The following is an 18,217-nucleotide window of genomic DNA, read 5'->3' on the forward strand; positions in this document are numbered from 1 at the left end:
GGAAGGACCCATGACCCCAACTACTGGCCTGATCCTCTCTGGCGGCGGCGCCCGTGCCGCCTACCAGGTCGGCGTACTTGCCGGCATCGCCGACCTGCTTCCGGCCGGCGCGGCCAACCCGTTCCCGGTTATCGTCGGCACCTCGGCAGGCGCCATCAATGCCGTGAAGCTTGCCAGTGGCGCCACCCGCTTCGCCGAGTCGGTGCAGCAACTGACGCATTTCTGGCAGAACTTTCGCAGCCACCTGGTGCTGCAGCGACTGGCCCGGCGTCATTCGCCAGGCCAGCCGATTCTTCGGCCACAGCCTGCTTGGGCTCGGCAGCCAGGTGCCGGTGGCGCTGTTGGACAGCCGGCCATTGCGCGGGCTGCTGCACGAGCACCTGAACCTTGACGGTATCGCCGAATCACTGGCCTCCAAGCAACTACGGGCTATCGCCGTGACGGCCTTTGGTTACGAGTCCGGCCAGGCCGTGACCTTCTACCAGGGGCAAGGCACCATCGAACCCTGGCTGCGCCACCGGCGTATCGGCATGCCGACGCCACTTAGCGTCGATCACTTGTTGGCAAGTTCCGCTATCCCGTTGCTGTTCGCCCCGGTGCGCCTGGGCGAGGAGTACTTTGGTGATGGTGCGGTGCGCCAGTCGGCGCCGATCAGCCCGGCGTTGCACCTGGGGGCGAGCCGGGTGCTGGTGGTGGGGGTCAGCGGCAACCCGCAGCGCCCGGCCGTGCCGCAGCCGGCGACGCGCATATTCAGTGGCAGGCAGCCGAGCCTGGCGCAGATAGGCGGGCACATGCTCAACAGCACGTTCATCGACAGCCTCGAAGACGACATCGAGCTGTTGCAGCGCTTGAACCACCTGAGCCATCTGCTGCCCCCACACCTGGACACCCGGCGCCTGGGGCTGGCGCCTATCGAGGTGCTGGTGGTCGCGCCTAGCCAGCCTCTGGACGAGATCGCCGCCCGCCACCGCCGCGACCTGCCGGCGGCGCTGCGCATGTTCCTGCGCGGGCCTGGAGCGACCAAGACCAGTGGTGCGGGGGTGTTGAGTTACCTGCTGTTCGAGGCCAGCTACTGCAGCGAGCTGATCGAACTGGGGCGCAGGGACGCCTTGGCCAAGAAGCGCGAGCTGTGCCAGTTCCTGGGGCTTTGAGGCCGCTGCAAGCGCGAGGCTTGCAGCTGCCCCCAGCAATCACTCAGAGATTTGCAACTTGCGCGCCTGGGTATACACGTACCGCACTTTCTCGTACTCGAACGGCGAGTTGGTCTGGCCGTACCTGAAGTTGGTGGTATAGCGCTTGTCCACTGCGCGCAACAAGGTGATCTCGGGTGGTCGCTGGCTGTGTCCGGCACATCCAGGTAATTCACCGCCTGCTCACCGGCGTAATCCACCACAAGCCCTGTGGTATCGCGCAGGTTCGAAGGCCCGAAGATTGGCAGCACCAAATAGGGCCCTTCATGCACCCCGTAATAGCCCAGGGTCTGCCCAAAGTCCTCGCTCTGGCGCGCCAGCCCCATCTTGGTCGCCGGGTCCCACAGGCCGCCAACGCCAATGATGGTATTGAACATCAGCCGCGCGGTGATCTGCGCCGAGCGCTCTCCTTTAAGCTGCAGCACACTGTTGAACAGGTTCGGCACATCACCCAGGTTGTTGAAGAAGTTGCTCACCCCGGTACGCACGAAGCCCGGCGTCACGTAGCGGTAGCCGTCGACCACCGGCAGGAACACCCATTGGTCGAAGCGGTAGTTGAAGTGATAGATACGCCGGTTCATCGACTCCAGCGGGTCGTAGATATTCAGCGCCGCCAGCGTCGAGCGTTCGAACTCGCGCTGGTCCAGGCCTGGGTTGAATTTGAGCTCACGCAGTGGGTCGAGGAAGCCATCGGACTCTGCGGTCAGGCTGGCGGTGTTGTCAGCCTCGACCACGCTGGTGCGCGGCGCGACTTCCTCGGCCAGGGCATGGCCACTGGCGAGCAGGGCGGTGACGAGCAGCAGGCGGTTAACCACGGAAGAACTCCAGCATGGCGTCGCTGTTGACGCGGTAATTGAGGTTGCCGCAGTGGCCACCGTGAGGGTAAAGGGTCAGGCGATCCCCGAACACCCGGCGCAGGAAACCAATATCGCCAGGGCCCAGGATCAGGTCGTCGGCGTTATGCATCACGGCGATCTTCGGGCTGTTGTGCAGGTAGTCTTCAAGGCCGTACAGGCTCACCTGGTCGATGAGTTGCAGCAGGCTGTTGCCGTCGGTGCGCGCGCGCCACATCGGGATCACCTGCTCGGTCAGGTAGCAGTCGAAGTCGCACTGCAAGGCGCGCTTGAAGAACGGCGTCAGGCTGCTGCCTTCGGTGATCGGGTATTTCGGCGGAATGATCAGGCCGCGGCGGTTGATCAGGTCGGAGGTAAACGCGATATCGGCGGCCGAGAAGCGGAACGAGGTGCCGATCAGCATGGCCATCTGTTCGTTGGACAAATGCTGGCGCGACTTCTGGAAGTCATACAGCAGCGCCTCGTTGAGGTCGATGTAGCCCTTGTCCTGGAAATAACGGGTGAGTTTTTCCAGCATCAGCTCGTAGAAGGTGGTGCCGCGGTCGATGCCTTTGACCCGGGTCTGCACCAGCTTGTCCAGGTTGCTGATGGAGGTATACAGGTTGACCGGCGGGTTGAGCAGCAGCACGCGCTTGAAGTTGAAGCTGCGGCGGGTTTCGTCCAGGTGGCTGACGAACGCTGCGTCCAGGGCGCCGAGGCTGTAGCCGCTGAGGTAGTACTCGCTGACCGGCAGGCGCGGGTGCTGGGCACGCACCGCTTGCATGACCCGATACAGGTCTTCGGCGTCTTCGCGTGATACGCCAGGGGTGGCGAAGCGCGAGGCGGCGCTCATGAAGTCGTAGCTGGTGGGGGAGGACAGCTGCACGACATGGTAGCCAGCCTGGTAGAACAGCTTTTTCAGGTATTCGTTGATCGAGCTCGAATACGGCGCGCCGGTGCCGGCAATCAGGAAGATCAACGGCGCCTCGTGGTCCTGCTTGGCCAGACGGTAGCGCAGTTTTTCACCGCCCAGAAATTGTCCGGCAGGGTGAACTCGCGCTCCGGGCGCAGGGTGAGGCTGTAGTCGGACTGGTCGATTTCATCGTCCTCGGGCAGCGTCGGGCGTTGCTCCGGAGGCGTAGTGGCGATGGTCGCCTCGAACGGGTTGGTCAATGGGTAGCCGTAGCTGGCGGCGTCGATATCCCGCGCCGAGGCGGCCGCAGCCATAAGCAGGCCCCCTAGCAGGGCGACAAGGCGCAAAGATCGAAACATTCATTTCCCCAGAAATAGTAAGCAGGTGCGGTACCGGATTTAGGACCACAGCGCCCTTGCCAAAGTTGCCAGGTGCGCGGGTGTTTGTCGCCCCAGATGTTGTCGTGCGGGTGTTGCTGGTATTGAGCAACATAGCTGCATGGCCATGATTTTGCCTTAAGTCGGGCGCTGGGCGATCATGCATCGTTTCGATGACCGCTATTGGAGAACCGGATGTCTCGTCTGCTGCAGGGCTGTGTGCTGCTGGGTTTGCTGGTTGCGTGGCTGGCGGCCAGCTATGGCGTGCGCTACGGGCTGATGGAAGATGCCAGTTGGGTCGGGCTGTGCGCCGCCCCCGGCAGTACTGGCAATGCCAGGTGCGTTCGCAGCTGGGGCTGTTGATTCACTTCCAGGTTATTGCCTGGGCGGGGTTGGGTCTGGCACTGATCGCCCAGTGCGTCCCCGGCGGGCCGGTTGGTGGTTGGCGCTGGTGGCATTGCTCCTCGGTGTGCCGGCGCTGGTGCTGTATACCGCCAGCATTGCCGTGTTTACCGTGGTGTTGGCCGGGTTGCGTCTGGTCAGGGCGCGGCGCTGAACCTTGCCGGCCTAATCGCAGGCTGGCGCCGGCTCCCATAGAAAAACGCTAATTGACTGATTTACATCGAAACGTGGGAGCGGGCTTGCCCCGCGATAGCGATAGCACTGCCAACATCGCATCGCGGGCAAGCCCGCTCCCACGTTGCCCAGTTCTCTGCGCGGCAGCGCAGCCCGGAAGGGCTGGGTGATCTCCCACGATAGCGTGTGGGGGCTGGTTCAACTGGCTGTGCGCATGCGCAAACTGCGCCATAGCGCGGCCACCATCAGCACGCTGACCAGCGCCCAGCCCCACGCTTGCTGGTTGCTCAACCCTTCCTGATACAGCTGTGGCGCCACCCCGGCGCCAATGATCAACGCCAGCAAGGCCACCTCGGCACGCCGCGCCCGCACTGGCCGTACCGCATACACCAGCGCCGGCAACAGCAGTGCACTGGGGAAACTGCGGTAGCGCGGGTCGAAGACCATCGCCAGCATGCTCACCGCCGCCGCGAACCCCGCTGCCAACAGCCACTTGCCGGCATGCCCCTGCAACCAGGCGAATGCCCGCTGCCGCCAACCCTCGCGCTGGGCCAGGGCTAGCGCGCCGTGGGCCAGCACCAGCAGGTTGAGCCCGGCCAGCAGCGCGGCCCATAGCCACTCGCCGGCAAAACGTGCGTTCAGGCGCACCAACTCGCCCCACAGGCCCAGGCTGGCTGCGCCCAGCGCCGCCAGCAGCGGCAACAGCAGCGCCGCGCTGCTATCGGCCGGGCGCCCGGCGAAAATCAGGGTCGCCAGCCACAGCAGCCCCGAGGCCAGCAACCACTGCGGCCACAACGCCAGGTTGCTCACTGGGCCTTCGAGCACGCCCTTGTCATGCCGATCCGCGTCGTACAGCCCCCAATAACCACCCACCGCACCTTCGCTGGCGCGTTTCCATGGCTGGTCGAAGGCTTCGATCAGGTTGTAGCGCCAGCCGTTGGTCTCGGCCATGGCAACGAAGCCGCGGATGAACCGCGCTTCGTTGACCCGGCTGGGCACCGCGGTTTCACGTTGGCGGCCTTCACTCGGCCAGCCCGTCTCGCCAATCAGGATGTCCTTGGGGGCAAAGCGCTTGCCGAATACCTCGCGCACCTCGGCAACATGCGCCAAGGCCGCGTCTATGCCACGTGGGTCATCTTCCCAGTACGGCAGCAAGTGGATGGTCAGAAAGTCCACTTCAGGTGCTACCTGCGGGTGCTGCAGCCAGAATTCCCAGACATCGGCGTAGGTCACCGGCACCTTTACCTGGCCTTTGACCCGCTTGATCAACTGCGCCAGGCGCTCGCCGGTGACCTTTGCGCAGCAGCGACTCGTTACCGACGATCACCGCGCTGACCACATCCGGGTTGGCGTTGGCGGCGTCGATCAACAGCGCGATTTCCTTGTTGGTGTCGACCGGGTTGGCATTTGACCCACGCCCCCAGCATCACTTTCAGGCCATGCTTGCGCGCCAGCGCCGGGATGGCTTCAAGGCCGGTCTGCGAGTAGGTGCGGATACACTCGAAACGCTCGGCCAGCAATGCGAGGTCGGCGTCCATGCGTGCAGGGCGCAGGCGAAACGGCTGGTCGAACGGCGACTGGTCCTTGTCGAATGGGGTATAGGAGGCGCATTGCAGCTTGTGCGTGGGGCTGGCGGCATCGGGCAGGTGCACTGGTTTGCCGAGGCCATACCAGAGGGCCGCGAGGCCGGTGAGCGCGAGCAGGCAGCAGAGCAGGTAAAGAGGGCGAGGCATCGGGCGGTCCATCGTCTGATTCGGTGAAAGGCTTGGCCGTGGCCAACCAAAGCCTGTGATAGTAGCCCGGCGCCAAGCCTTTGGCATGCAAGGATCGCGCAGGCATCGGCGGCCAGATGGCGCTAATGGCACAGTGCTGTCGTTGATCGTACGCTGGAGGTCGCTGACAGAGCAGGTCGTGCGCCTTGGCAGGTCGATGATGCAATCTCCAAGACCTGACGAGGGGATGCTTTGATGAATAAGCGACGTTTCCTGGGCGTAAGTACTGCCCTGGTATTGGCCATGAGCACTGCGCAAGCAATGGCCAAAGAAGTTAGCATCGGTTATGTGGATGGTTGGTCGGACAGTGTCGCCACCACCAACGTAGCCGCCGTAGTGATCAAGCAGAAACTCGGCTACGACGTCAAGTTGCAGGCGGTGGCCACCGGCATCATGTGGCAAGGCGTTGCCACGGGCAAACTCGATGCCATGCTCTCCGCCTGGCTGCCGGTTACCCACGGCGAGTACTGGGCCAAGAACAAAGACAACGTGGTCGACTACGGCCCCAACTTCAAAGACGCCAAGATCGGCCTGATCGTCCCCGAATACGTCAAGGCCAACAGCATTGCAGACTTGAAAACCGATACCAGCTTCAAACAGAAGCTGGTCGGCATCGATGCCGGCTCCGGTGTAATGATCAAGACTGAACAAGCCATCAAGGACTACGACCTCACCGGTTACAAACTCCAGGCCAGCTCCGGCGCTGCAATGACTGCCGAACTGGGCCGCGCCTATGCCAAGCAGCAGTCCATTGCCGTTACCGGCTGGGTGCCGCACTGGATGTTCGCCAAGTGGAAGCTCAAGTTCCTCGAAGACCCTAAAGGCGTCTATGGCGCTGCTGAAACCGTAAACAGCATCGGCAGCAAGGAACTGGCGACCAAAGCCCCGGAAGTTGCCGAGTTCCTGAAGAAGTTCAGCTGGCAGTCCAAGGATGAGATCGGCGAAGTGATGCTGGCCATCCAGGAAGGCGCCAAGCCTGAAAAAGCCGCTGAAGACTGGGTTGCCAAGCACCCGGAGCGGGTCAAGGAGTGGACGGGTAAGTAACCGGTAGCATTCAAAGACTCATCGCGGGGCAAGCCCGCTCCCACGAGGCCTGTGTGGCTTTTGGGGGCGCTGCTTGCCCCTTGTGCTTTTAGGGTTTTTCCGAGGCAATTGGCCTCATGGGAGTTTCTATGGTTTTGTACAAACCTGTTCCCGCCAGATATATCTGCTTGTGGGGAGCTCCTTTGTGGCGAGCGGGCTTGTCCCGCGTTGGGCTGCGCAGCAGCCCCTGGGGTTTTCAGGGCTGCTGCGCAGCCCAACGCGGGACAAGCCCGCTCGCCACGACTCTCTATCATTTCCCACAGGATTGGGTCCAACCAGCAATATTGCGGTTGAGCACGGCCCCGCGATGTCTTCGAACTTTTGTTACGCAATCTGCAAAACACCGTTGCATCTAAGACTAAGGTCGTCTGGTTGGCGTTGTACGGCAGCATAAAGTGGAGTCGGGTTCTCCCTAATCTGTGCTGCTAGGACAAAAACAATGAACGACAGCATTTACCTCTCGATACAGAACAGTCCGCGCTTCAAGGAACTGGTCAGCAAGCGCGAGCGTTTTGCCTGGATTCTCTCGGCAATCATGCTCGGCCTCTACAGTGGTTTCATCCTCCTCATCGCCTATGGTCCGCACCTGCTTGGCACCAAGCTCAGCCCTGATTCGTCGATCACCTGGGGCATTCCCTGGGCGTTGGCCTGATCATCTCGGCCTTTGTGCTCACCGCCATCTACGTGCGTCGCGCCAACGGCGAGTTCGACGAGCTGAACAAGGCCATTCTCGAGGAGGCCAAACAATGATCCGACACGCCAAAACCCTGGCCGTCCTGGCCTGCGGGGCCTTTGCCCCCGCTGTGTGGGCCGCTGATGCGCTCACCGGCGAAGTGCACAAGCAGCCGCTGAACGTTGCCGCCATCGCCATGTTCGTCGCCTTTGTGGCTTTTACCCTGGGGATTACCTACTGGGCCTCGAAGCGCAACAAATCGGCCTCTGACTACTATGCAGCAGGCGGCCGTATTACCGGTTTCCAGAACGGCCTGGCGATTGCCGGCGACTACATGTCGGCGGCCTCGTTCCTGGGTATTTCCGCGCTGGTGTTCACCTCGGGCTATGACGGCCTGATCTACTCCATCGGTTTCTTGGTCGGCTGGCCGATCATTCTGTTCCTGATCGCCGAACGCCTGCGTAACCTCGGCAAGTACACCTTCGCCGACGTTGCCTCCTACCGCCTTGGGCAGAAAGAAATCCGCACCCTGTCGGCCTCCGGCTCGCTGGTGGTGGTGGCGTTCTACCTGATCGCGCAGATGGTCGGTGCCGGCAAGCTGATCCAGCTGCTGTTCGGCCTGGACTACCACGTTGCGGTGATCCTGGTGGGCATCCTGATGTGCATGTACGTGCTGTTCGGCGGCATGCTGGCCACCACTTGGGTGCAGATCATCAAAGCCGTGCTGTTGCTGTCTGGTGCCAGCTTCATGGCACTGATGGTGATGAAACACGTAGGCTTCGACTTCAACACCCTGTTCTCCGAAGCCATCAAGGTGCACAGCAAAGGCGAGGCCATCATGAGCCCGGGCGGTCTGGTCAAAGACCCGATCTCGGCGTTCTCCCTGGGCCTGGCGCTGATGTTCGGTACCGCTGGCCTGCCACACATCCTGATGCGCTTCTTCACCGTCAGTGATGCCAAGGAAGCGCGCAAGAGCGTGCTGTACGCCACTGGCTTCATCGGCTACTTCTACATCCTGACCTTCATCATCGGCTTCGGCGCGATCCTGCTGGTCAGCACCAACCCAGACTTCAAGGACGCTGCCGGCGCCCTGCTGGGCGGCAACAACATGGCGGCGGTGCACCTGGCCGATGCCGTGGGCGGCAGTATCTTCCTTGGCTTCATCTCGGCAGTGGCCTTTGCCACCATCCTGGCAGTGGTTGCCGGCCTGACCCTGGCAGGTGCCTCGGCGGTGTCCCACGACCTTTATGCCAGCGTATGGCGCAAGGGCAAGGCCAACGACAAGGATGAGATCCGCGTATCGAAGATCACCACCATCGCCCTGGGCGTACTGGCGATCGGCCTGGGCATCCTCTTCGAGAAGCAGAACATCGCGTTCATGGTGGGCCTGGCGTTCTCCATCGCGGCGAGCTGCAACTTCCCGGTACTGCTGCTCTCGATGTACTGGAAGAAACTCACCACCCGTGGCGCCATGATCGGCGGCTGGCTGGGGCTGGTCAGCGCGGTGGGCCTGATGGTCCTCGGCCCGACCATCTGGGTGCAGATCCTCGGCCACGAGAAAGCCATCTACCCGTACGAGTACCCGGCGCTGTTCTCCATGCTGATCGCCTTCGTCGGTATCTGGTTCTTCTCGGTCACCGACAAGTCCAAGGCAGCCGAAAACGAGCGCGCACTGTTCTACCCGCAGTTCGTCCGTTCGCAGACCGGTCTTGGCGCCAGCGGCGCGGTTTCCCACTGATCGCTTGAGGTTGAGCTGAACTGAAAACGCCCCGCAGATGCGGGGCGTTTTCGTTAGCGCGATGACTGCAGGCCTATATGCGGCCCAGCAACACCAGGATCAGCAGCACCACCAGCACCACACCGATGATACCCGACGGGCCATAGCCCCATGAACGGGAGTGAGGGAAGACCGGTAAGCCACCGACCAGCAGCAGGATGAGGATGATGATGAGGATCGTGGTCATGGCGGAATCCTTGCGTGATTGAGGGTCAAGCGCTGGGCGTTGCCAGCCGCTTACAGATTCCGACCGGTGCGGGTGAGCAAAGATTCCATCGATATTCGCCTGTTGTTGCCGTTTCGCTGTGCACGGCTGCGATACCCCCATATTCACCCTCCTGATGCCGCACCTGGCGCCCCTGAAGTCTGGCTAGACTCCAGCGATTCCCACAACAACCGGGCTGCACCCATGCATAACCGAATGATGATCACCGGGGCCGGGTCGGGCCTGGGCCGCGAAATTGCCGTGCGCTGGGCTGGTGACGGCTGGCAACTGGCGCTGGCCGACGTCAACGAGGCCGGCCTTCGAGAAACCCTGGACCTGGTGCGTACAGCCGGTGGCGACGGCTTCGTGCAGCGCTGCGATGTACGCGACTACAGCCAGCTGACCGCGCTGGCCCAGGCCTGCGAGGAACGCTTTGGCGGCTGCGATGTGATCGTCAACAATGCTGGCGTGGCCTCTGGCGGTTTTTTCGCCGAGCTGTCGCTGGAGGACTGGGACTGGCAGATCGCGGTCAACCTGATGGGCGTGGTCAAAGGCTGCAAGGCGTTCTTGCCGCTGCTTGAGCGCAGCCGCGGGCGGATTATCAACATTGCCTCCATGGCCGCGCTGATGCAGGGGCCGGGCATGAGCAACTACAACGTGGCCAAGGCCGGGGTACTGGCGCTGTCGGAAAGCCTTTTGGTGGAACTGCGCCAGGTCGAGGTGGCGGTGCACGTGGTGTGCCCGTCGTTCTTCCAGACCAACCTGCTGGATTCGTTCAGGGGCCGAACCCTGCCATGAAGGCGCAGGTTGGCAAGTTGCTGGAAGGCTCGCCCATTAGCGCTGCGGACATTGCCGAGCACATTCACCGCCAGGTCGAGGCGGGTGAATTTTGATTCTGCCCCACGAAGCGGGGCGCCAGGCCTGGCAACTGAAGTGCCAGGCGCCTGAGAAGCTGTATGACGAGATGGCCGATATGGCGCAGAAGATGCGCGCCAAGGCACGCAAACCGACAAATTGAGCTGACTGTTGCGGTGTGTAGGAATATTTACCCTTAGTTGTAGGCTTGGTCTATTTCGCCCGCAGAGGATTGTAGAGGCGAAGTGCCATGTAGCAGGCTCCGATTTTTCCTGTTGTGGAGGTACGGAGCATGCTGGTAATCGGACGTGAAGTCGGCGAGGTCATCCTCATCAGCGAGCACATCAGGATTCAGGTCGTGGCACTGGACAACGGCCAGGTGCGCCTGGGTATCACCGCCCCGCGTGATGTGCAGGTGCATCGCTCTGAGGTGTATCGGCGCATCAAGGAGCAGCAACGGCGCGAGGGCGAAAGCTAGGCGGTCAGCCCAGCAGTTCCCGAGGCACATCGTGCTTGGCCAGCAATTGGCACTGCTGGCTTTCCATATCGAACAGGATGAATGCCTGGCCCTTGGCTAGCGCCTGGCGCACGCGCAGCACGCGGGTTTCAAGCGGCGTGTCATCACCGTTGTCGGTGCCATCGCGGGTGACGAAGTCCTCGATCAGGCGGGTGAGGGTTTCGGCTTCGAGTTGGTCGTAGGGGATCAGCATGGTGGTGGTGAGGGTCTCGGCAAAGGTTGCTCGATGCTACGCGAAGCGCGGCGTACGTGCAGCACGCACGCCGCTCACTTCAGTCTTTGTTGCCCACCAGGCTGTCGACGGGCGGTACCCGTGTATCGCTTTCCATTTGCGCGTCGTGCTCCAACTGGTGGCTGAAGCGCTCAAGCGAGGCATTGCCCGGGTGCGAGTCGCTGGCAAACACCGGCGGGCTCAGCAGGTAGCCGCACAGCAGCCGGCTCAAAGCCGCCAGGCTGTCGATATGGGTGCGTTCGTAGCCATGGGTGGCATCGCAACCGAACGCCACCAGCGCGGTGCGGATGTCGTGGCCTGCAGTGACTGCCGAGTGGGCGTCGCTGAAGTAGTAGCGGAACAGGTCGCGGCGTACCGGTAGTTCCTGGTCGGCAGCAAGTTTGAGCAGGTGCCGGGACAGGTGGTAGTCATAGGGGCCGGAGGAGTCCTGCATGGCCACGCTCACTGCATGTTCACTGGACGACTGGCCGGGGGCCACCGGGGCGATGTCGATGCCGACGAATTCACTGACGTCCCAGGGCAGGGCGCCTGCGGCACCAGAGCCGGTTTCTTCGGTGATGGTGAACAGCGGGTGGCAGTCGATCAGCGGTTGGTGGCCACTTTCGACCACGGCCTTGAGGGCCGCCAGCAGCGCAGCCACGCCGGCTTTGTCATCCAGGTGGCGGGCGCTGATATGGCCGCTGTCGGTGAACTCCGGCAGTGGGTCGAAGGCCACGAAGTCACCAATACCAATGCCCAGCGCCTCACAATCGGCGCGGTTGGTGCAGTAGGCATCCAGGCGCACCTCGACGTGGTCCCAGCTCACGGGCATCTGGTCGATTGCGGTGTTGAACGCATGCCCGCTGGCCATCAGTGGCAGCACGCTGCCGCGCAGTACGCCGGTGTCGGTGAAGACGCTGACCCGGCTGCCCTCGGCGAAGCGGCTCGACCAGCAGCCTACCGGCGCCAGTGCCAGCCGGCCGTTGTCCTGCAACTGCCGCACGCTGGCGCCGATGGTGTCAAAGTGCGCCGAGACGGCGCGGTCCGGGAGCTGCGTTGGCCCTTGAGGGTGGCGCGGATGGTGCCGCGCCGGGTCAGCTCGAAGGGGATGCCCAGCTCGTCTAGGCGTTCGGCGACGTAGCGCACGATGGTGTCGGTGAAGCCGGTGGGGCTGGGGATGGCGAGCATCTCCAGCAGGACTTTTTCATGTAGTCCAGATCGGGTTCGGGGTGTCGTTCAGGCATAGGGACTCCTCGATTGAGCACATGGTGGGGTGAATGGGGGCCGCGGTGGCCATCGCAGGCTGGCGCCAGCTCCCACAGAAACCGCACACAGCCCCAGTATTGAGGTGTGGCGCAGATCCCTGTGGGAGCTGGCGGCAGCCTGCGATGAGGCCCGGTCAGGCAAATCAGGCCCCGGTGCTCGGCTATGGGGGAACAGCAGGTCGATGAAGCGCTCGGCTGTCGGTTGCGGCTCGTGGTTGGCCAGGCCTGCACGTTCGTTGGCTTCGATGATCACGTAGTCCGGGCTCTGCGCATCGCTGACCATGAAGTCCAGCCCGACCACCGGTATTTCCAGCGCCCGTGCCGCACGCACGGCGGCGTCGGCCAGCACCGGGTGCAGGCAGGCGCCCGGTGACGTCCTCAAGGGTGCCACCGGTGTGCAGGTTGGCGGTGCGGCGAACGGCCAGGCGCTCACCGGCAGGCAGGATGTCGGCGTAACCAAAGCCTGCGCCCTTGAGCGTGCGCTCGGTTTCATCGTCCAGCGGAATGCGGCTTTCGCCACCGGTGGCCGCCATGCGCCGCCGGCTCTGCGCCTCGATCAGCTCGCGAATGCTGTGCTTGCCATCCCCGATCACCTGGGCCGGGTGGCGCACCGCAGCGGCCACCACTTCAAAACCGATCACCACGATGCGCAGGTCAAGGCCCGGGTGGAAGCTTTCCAGCAGCACCCGGCTATCGAACTGCCGGGCGTGCTCCACGGCACGGCCAAGTTCGTCGATGCAGGTGAGATTCACCGCCACCCCTGGCCCTGTTCACCGTCCACCGGCTTGACCACCACCGCGCCGTGCTCGTCGAGAAACGCCCAGGTTGTCATCGGCATTGCTCGCCAGTTGTTGCGCCGGCACTTGCAAACCAGCCTGGTCCAGCACCTTGCGGGTCAGGCGCTTGTCCTGGCACAGGGTCATGGTCACGGCGGTGGTGAGGTCGCTGAGCGACTCGCGGCAGCGGATTCGCCGCCCACCCAGGCTCAGGGTGAACAGCCCGGCAGTGGCGTCGTCGACCTGCACGTCGATGCCCCGGCGCAAGGCTTCGTCAACGATGATGCGCGCGTACGGGTTGAGCTCCGCTTCAGGCCCCGGGCCGAGGAACAGCGGCTGGTTGATGCCATTCTTGCGCTTGACCGCAAAGGTCGGCAGGTTGCGAAAACCCAGCTTGTGGTACAGGCGCTTGGCCTGGCGGTTGTCGTGCAGTACCGACAGATCCAGGTAGGCCAGCTCGCGGCTCATGAAGTGCTCGATCAGATGACGCACCAGCACTTCACCCACGCCTGGGCGGGTGCAGTGCGGGTCTACCGCCAGGCACCACAGGCTGCAACCGTGCTCGGGGTCGTCGAAGGCCTTGCTGTGGTTCAACCCCATGACGCTGCCGATCACTGCATGGGTGTCTTCGTCCTCGGCCAGCCAGTACACCGGGCCACCGAGGTGGCGCGGGGTCAGCAGGTCGGCGTCGACCGGCAGCATGCCGCGGGCCTGGTACAAGGTGTTGATGGCTTGCCAGTCGGCGGCCGTCTGCGCACGGCGGATACGAAACCCGCGAAACACCCGCTGCGCCGGGCGGTAGTCGGTAAACCACAGGCGCAGGGTGTCGGAGGGGTCCAGAAACAACTGTTGCGGTGCCTGGGCCAGCACCTGTTGCGGCGCCGCCACGTAGAGCGCGATATCACGTTCGCCGGGGCGTTCCTCAAGCAGCGCTTCGGCCAGGCATACCGGGTCTGGGTAGGTGTGCCCGATCAGCAGCCGGCCCCAGCCGCAGTGCACGGCACGCGGCTGGTCGTGCGGCTCGCTGCCGTCACCGGCCAGGCGCGCCTGCAGACGCTCGTAGGAGGGCGCCTGGCCGCGCAGAAGGCGCTGGCCGTAGGCGATTTCGTGGGCTTTCATCGATCAGATTCCTTGTTCGCTGAGCCACAGGTTCAGGGCCGCCAACTGCCACAGCTTGGAGCCGCGCAGTGGGGTGAGCTGGCCGTGGGGTTGCTCAGCAGTCGGTCGAGCATGGCCGGGTTGAACAGGCCACGGTCCTGGCTCGGGTCAGTCAGCAGATCGCGTACCCACCCAAGGGTGGCACCTTCGAGGTGCTTGAGCCCGGGCACCGGGAAATAGCCCTTCTTGCGGTCGATCACCTCATGCGGGATGACCCGGCGCGCGGCCTGCTTGAGCACCTGCTTGCCGCCATCGGGCAGCTTGAAGCGCGCCGGAATGCGCGCCGACAGCTCAACCAGGCGGTAGTCGAGGAACGGCGTGCGCGCTTCAAGGCCCCAAGCCATGGTCATGTTGTCGACACGTTTGACCGGGTCGTCGACCAGCATCACTGTGCTGTCCAGGCGCAGCGCCTTGTCCACAGCATCCGGCGCACCTGGGCGGGCGAAGTGCTCGCGCACGAAGTCGCCAGCGGCGTCGTTGTCCAGTAGCCACGGTGCCTGCACGGTTTCGCGGTATTCGGCATGGCTGCGGTCGAAGAATGCCTCGCGGTAGGCGCCAAAGGCATCGTCGGCGCCGTCGACTTTGGGGTACCAGTGGTAACCGGCAAACAGCTCGTCGGCACCCTGGCCGCTCTGCACGCCCTTGCAATGCTTGGCGACTTCGCGCGACAGCAGGTAGAAGGCGATGCAGTCATGGCTGACCATCGGCTCGCTCATCGCGCGGAAGGCGGCCGGCAGCTGGTCGATGATCTCGTGTTCGGCGATGCGCAACTGGTGGTGGCGAGTGCCGTAGTGGCGGGCGATCAGGTCGGAGTACTGGAACTCGTCGCCGCGTTCGCCGCCGGCATCTTCAAAGCCGATGGAGAAGGTCGACAGGTCCTCCACGCCAACTTCGCGCAACAACCCGACCAGCAGGCTCGAGTCGACGCCGCCAGACAGCAGCACGCCAACATCTACCGCCGCACGTTGGCGGATGGCCACTGCGTCACGGGTGGCGTCGAGCACACGAGTGGTCCAGCCTTCGAGGTCCAGATCCTTTTCATCGGCGCGAGGGCCGTATTGCAACTGCCACCAGGTCTGCTGCTCGACTTCGCCGTGGCGGTCGACGCGCATCCAGGTGCCGGGTTCGAGCTTTTGCACGTTGGCCAGCAGCGTACGCGGCGCGGGCACCACGGCGTGGAAGTTGAGGTAGTGGTTGAGTGCCACCGGGTCGATGACCGGGTCGATATCGCCGCCTTTGAGCAGCGCCGGCAGCGTCGAGGCGAAGCGCAGGCGTTCGCCGCTGCGCGACAGGTACAGCGGCTTGACGCCGAGGCGGTCGCGGGCCAGGAACAGGCGCTGGTTGTCGCGCTCCCAGATGGCCAGGGCGAACATGCCGTTGAGCTTGGGCAACAGCGCGGCGCCCCAGGCGTGATAACCCTTGAGCAGCACTTCGGTGTCGCCGTCGGACCAGAACGAGTAGCCCAGGTCGAGCAGCTCCTGGCGCAGTTCGGGGAAGTTGTAGATGGCCCCATTGAACGCCAGCGACAGGCCCAAGGTGTTGTCGACCATCGGCTGCGCCGAGCCGTCGGACAGATCCATGATCTTCAGCCGACGGTGGCCGAGGGCTATCGGCCCTTGGCTATGGAAGCCCCAGGCATCCGGGCCACGTGGCGCCAGATGGTGGGTGATGCGCTCCACGGCGGCGAGGTCCGCCGGGCGAGGCGCTTGGCCGAGGGGGGTGAAACGAAACTCTCCTGCTAATCCGCACATAAGTCCTTACCGGTTTTGCCGTTGAGGAAAGGGCGCCCTGAAATAGGCGCACTTAGGTAAGGACCGGGGTGGGTTGTGAGAGTTTTAGATCATTCTGTTATATACGACGGGCGGGCGTGGGAGCGTTCATGGTTTTGCAAAAGCCTGTACTGGCCTCATCGCAGGCTATCGCCAGCTCCCACAGAGACCGCGTGCAGCCGCAATATCAGGGCCGGGCCGAGATTCCTGTGGGAGCTGGCGCCAGCCTGCGATGAGGCCAGCAAGGCCCCTATTTCCCGCGAATCAACCTGCGCAGCCCAAACCGGTTCGGATGACAGCCCTCAGCCACGCCCCTCGGCACCGGCAGCGGCTCCCCGGTCACCCAGGCGGCAATCAGTTCCCCTGCCAACGGCGCTGTCACCAACCCCGCGACCCATGCCCGGTGTTCACATACAGCCCCTCCAGCCACGGGCAGTCGACCTGCGGCACCTGCCGCGCATCTTTACGCAGCGCAGCAAAGGCCGCCTCGAACGCCTGGGCATCGGCCAGGGGCCCGACAATCGGCAGGTAATCCGGGCTGGTGCAGCGGAACGCCGCGCGCCCCTCAAGCACAGCGGGGTCCAGCTCACCTGCGCCAAGGCGCCCGGCAAGGTCTGCCGATATTTCCTCCAGCAAGCGCAAGTTGCCCTGATGCTCGGCAACGGTCGGTTCGGTGTGCTGGCTGCTGAAATCAAAACTTGCACCGAGCGTGTGCTCATCGCCCCGTGGCGGCGCCACATAGCCCTCGGCACACACCACCGTGCTCAACGCCCGGCTGGCAGGGGTGGCTGGCAAGCGGGTGATCTGCCCGCGAATGCGCTTGAGCGGCAACTGCGCGCAGGCTGCAAAACTGCGCACATCGGCGGCACCGGCCAGCACCACCAGTGGCGCGCTGGCCAGCAATTGCCCGGCGTCCCAGGCCTGCCAGAGCCCCCGGCTTTGCGCAGCTCCAGCACATTGGCGTGGCTCAGCAGCCTGATACGCGGGTGCTCAAGCTGCGCCCGGCAAAGTGCCGGCGGGTGCGCCCAGCCGCCCTCGGGGTAGAACAACCCACCCGATGGCAGGCCGATACCGGCAAGGGTCTGCGCCTCTTCCTGGGTCAGCACATGCAGCAAGCTGGGGTCGAACGCCGCTGCGAGTTTGCCCTGGCGTGCCGCTTCCTGCTCATCGAAGGCCAGTTGCAGCACGCCGCAACCGTCCCAGTCGATGCCACGTTGCAGCCGGTGCAGCCAGCGGCGGGTGTAGCCAAAGCCTGCGAGGATCAACTGCGACAGCGCCGTGCCATGGGCAGACAGCTTCAGGTAGAGCACCCCTTGCGGGTTGCCGGACGCCTCTTGCGCAGGGCCTGCGTGGCGTTCCAGCACACTGACCTGCCAGCCACGGGCGGCAAGGCTGGCCGCAGTTGCGCTGCCGGCAAGGCCGGCGCCGATCACCAGCGCCTCACGCGGGCCGGGCAGGGCGGCGGGGCGTGCGTACCAGGGGCTGGTGCCGGGCTGGGCTCAGCCCTGAACACCCCATGCATGACTTCCCATTTTTCCCAAGCCCCGGCACTTTCTTCATGCTGAAGCCTGCCTCCACCAGCGAGCGGCGCACCCAGCCGGTGGTGGTAAAGGTGCCCAGCGTGGTGCCTGGGTGCGACAGCCGCGCCAGTTGCGCGAACAGCTCAGGGGTCCACATGTCCGGGTTCTTGGCCGGGGCAAAGCCGTCGAGAAACCAGGCATCGATGCGTGCGTCGAGCTGCGGCAGTTGCTCAAGCGCATCGCCGATCATCAACGTCAGCGTGACGCGCCCGCCATCGAGGCTGAACTGCTGAAAACCGGGGTGCACCGCCACGTACTGCGCCAGCAGCGGCTCGGTGAAGGCGGCCAGGTGCGGCCACAGTTGGGTGGCGCGGGTGAGGTCTTCGCGGGTCAGCGGGTATTTCTCGACGCTGACGAAGTGCAGGCGCGCCTCGGGCTGGGCAAGCTCGGCGAACAGCTGCCAGGCGCAGAAAAATTCATGCCGGTACCAAACCCGGTTTCGCCGATCACCAGGCATTGATGGGCGGCCAGGGCGGCGAAGCGCTGGCGCAACTGGTTCTGCTCGATGAACACATAGAGGGTTTCGTCCAGGCCTTGTTCCCTGGAGAAGTACACGTCGTCGTACTGGCGGGAATAAGGGCGGCCGTGGTCGTCCCAGTCGATCTGGGCGTATTCGTGTGGGGCGGACATGGCAGGCTCGGTAGCGGCGGATGGGCGATTTTACGCCATTGCCAGGATTACCGGGCA

5 protein-coding genes and 11 pseudogenes are annotated in these 18,217 nt (G+C 63.9%); 7 read left to right on the forward strand and 9 right to left on the reverse strand.

The window, feature by feature from the left end; translation table 11 throughout:
* The first annotated feature begins 10 nt into the window (after positions 1–10).
* A pseudogene (locus tag HU719_RS03330) lies at positions 11–1,151 on the forward strand (patatin-like phospholipase family protein).
* A gap of 39 nt (positions 1,152–1,190) precedes the next feature.
* Here HU719_RS03330 and HU719_RS03335 read toward each other — a convergent pair.
* Positions 1,191–2,005 (reverse strand): annotated as a pseudogene (locus tag HU719_RS03335) (MlaA family lipoprotein).
* Positions 1,998–3,295: pseudogene (locus HU719_RS03340) on the reverse strand (serine/threonine protein kinase). The pseudogenes HU719_RS03335 and HU719_RS03340 overlap by 8 nt, the downstream one beginning before the upstream one ends.
* A 213-nt stretch (positions 3,296–3,508) precedes the next feature.
* Between HU719_RS03340 and HU719_RS03345 the strand changes: the two are divergent.
* Positions 3,509–3,869: pseudogene (locus HU719_RS03345) on the forward strand (hypothetical protein).
* 218 nt (positions 3,870–4,087) lie between these two features.
* Here HU719_RS03345 and HU719_RS03350 read toward each other — a convergent pair.
* Positions 4,088–5,634 (reverse strand): annotated as a pseudogene (locus tag HU719_RS03350) (glycoside hydrolase family 17 protein).
* Positions 5,635–5,856: 222 nt separating this feature from the next.
* Here HU719_RS03350 and HU719_RS03355 point away from each other — a divergent pair.
* The 3 genes and pseudogenes from HU719_RS03355 (at position 5,857) to HU719_RS03365 (ending at position 9,155) form a co-directional block, all read left to right on the forward strand.
* Complete coding sequence (locus HU719_RS03355) at positions 5,857–6,705, forward strand: glycine betaine ABC transporter substrate-binding protein (protein ID WP_186521401.1); 849 nt, start codon at positions 5,857–5,859, stop codon at positions 6,703–6,705.
* 478 nt (positions 6,706–7,183) lie between these two features.
* Positions 7,184–7,494: pseudogene (locus tag HU719_RS03360) on the forward strand (DUF485 domain-containing protein).
* On the forward strand, positions 7,491–9,155 hold the full coding sequence (locus HU719_RS03365) for a cation acetate symporter (protein ID WP_186521399.1): 1,665 nt from the start codon (positions 7,491–7,493) through the stop codon (positions 9,153–9,155). The pseudogene HU719_RS03360 and the gene HU719_RS03365 overlap by 4 nt, the downstream one beginning before the upstream one ends.
* A 73-nt stretch (positions 9,156–9,228) precedes the next feature.
* On the opposite strand, the gene HU719_RS03370 is transcribed toward HU719_RS03365, so the two are convergent.
* Entirely contained in the window at positions 9,229–9,381 is a 153-nt protein-coding gene (locus HU719_RS03370) for a DUF3309 family protein (RefSeq protein WP_186521398.1), read from the reverse strand.
* Positions 9,382–9,603: 222 nt separating this feature from the next.
* Between HU719_RS03370 and HU719_RS03375 the strand changes: the two are divergent.
* Both HU719_RS03375 and csrA read left to right on the forward strand, forming a co-directional pair.
* Positions 9,604–10,417, forward strand: a pseudogene (locus HU719_RS03375) (SDR family oxidoreductase).
* Between the two features lie 129 nt (positions 10,418–10,546).
* Positions 10,547–10,732 (forward strand): carbon storage regulator CsrA, encoded by a 186-nt coding sequence (gene csrA, locus HU719_RS03380; protein ID WP_186521395.1) that lies wholly within the window; start codon positions 10,547–10,549, stop codon positions 10,730–10,732.
* Positions 10,733–10,736: 4 nt separating this feature from the next.
* On the opposite strand, the gene HU719_RS03385 is transcribed toward csrA, so the two are convergent.
* The 5 genes and pseudogenes from HU719_RS03385 to mnmC form a co-directional block, all read right to left on the reverse strand.
* Entirely contained in the window at positions 10,737–10,964 is a 228-nt protein-coding gene (locus HU719_RS03385) for a YheU family protein (protein WP_186521393.1), read from the reverse strand.
* A 79-nt stretch (positions 10,965–11,043) separates the two neighbouring features.
* Positions 11,044–12,226: pseudogene (locus tag HU719_RS03390) on the reverse strand (osmoprotectant NAGGN system M42 family peptidase).
* A gap of 178 nt (positions 12,227–12,404) precedes the next feature.
* Positions 12,405–14,142 (reverse strand): annotated as a pseudogene (gene ngg, locus HU719_RS03395) (N-acetylglutaminylglutamine synthetase); the annotation flags it as partial.
* A gap of 3 nt (positions 14,143–14,145) precedes the next feature.
* Positions 14,146–15,932 (reverse strand): annotated as a pseudogene (locus HU719_RS03400) (N-acetylglutaminylglutamine amidotransferase).
* A 268-nt stretch (positions 15,933–16,200) separates the two neighbouring features.
* Positions 16,201–18,160: pseudogene (gene mnmC, locus HU719_RS03405) on the reverse strand (bifunctional tRNA (5-methylaminomethyl-2-thiouridine)(34)-methyltransferase MnmC2/FAD-dependent 5-carboxymethylaminomethyl-2-thiouridine(34) oxidoreductase MnmC1).
* Positions 18,161–18,217 lie beyond the last annotated feature (57 nt).

This window comes from Pseudomonas farsensis (assembly GCF_014268805.2).
In the GTDB taxonomy this organism is placed as follows: Bacteria; Pseudomonadota; Gammaproteobacteria; order Pseudomonadales; family Pseudomonadaceae; genus Aquipseudomonas; species Aquipseudomonas farsensis.

Bases quoted from the DNA above. Each gene is read 5' to 3' on its own strand.
- HU719_RS03355 (WP_186521401.1), top strand. From the start codon at position 5,857: ATGAATAAGCGACGTTTCCTGGGCGTAAGTACTGCCCTGGTATTGGCC.
- HU719_RS03365 (WP_186521399.1), top strand. From the start codon at position 7,491: ATGATCCGACACGCCAAAACCCTGGCCGTCCTGGCCTGCGGGGCCTTT.
- HU719_RS03370 (WP_186521398.1), bottom strand. From the start codon at position 9,381: ATGACCACGATCCTCATCATCATCCTCATCCTGCTGCTGGTCGGTGGC.
- csrA (WP_186521395.1), top strand. From the start codon at position 10,547: ATGCTGGTAATCGGACGTGAAGTCGGCGAGGTCATCCTCATCAGCGAG.
- HU719_RS03385 (WP_186521393.1), bottom strand. From the start codon at position 10,964: ATGCTGATCCCCTACGACCAACTCGAAGCCGAAACCCTCACCCGCCTG.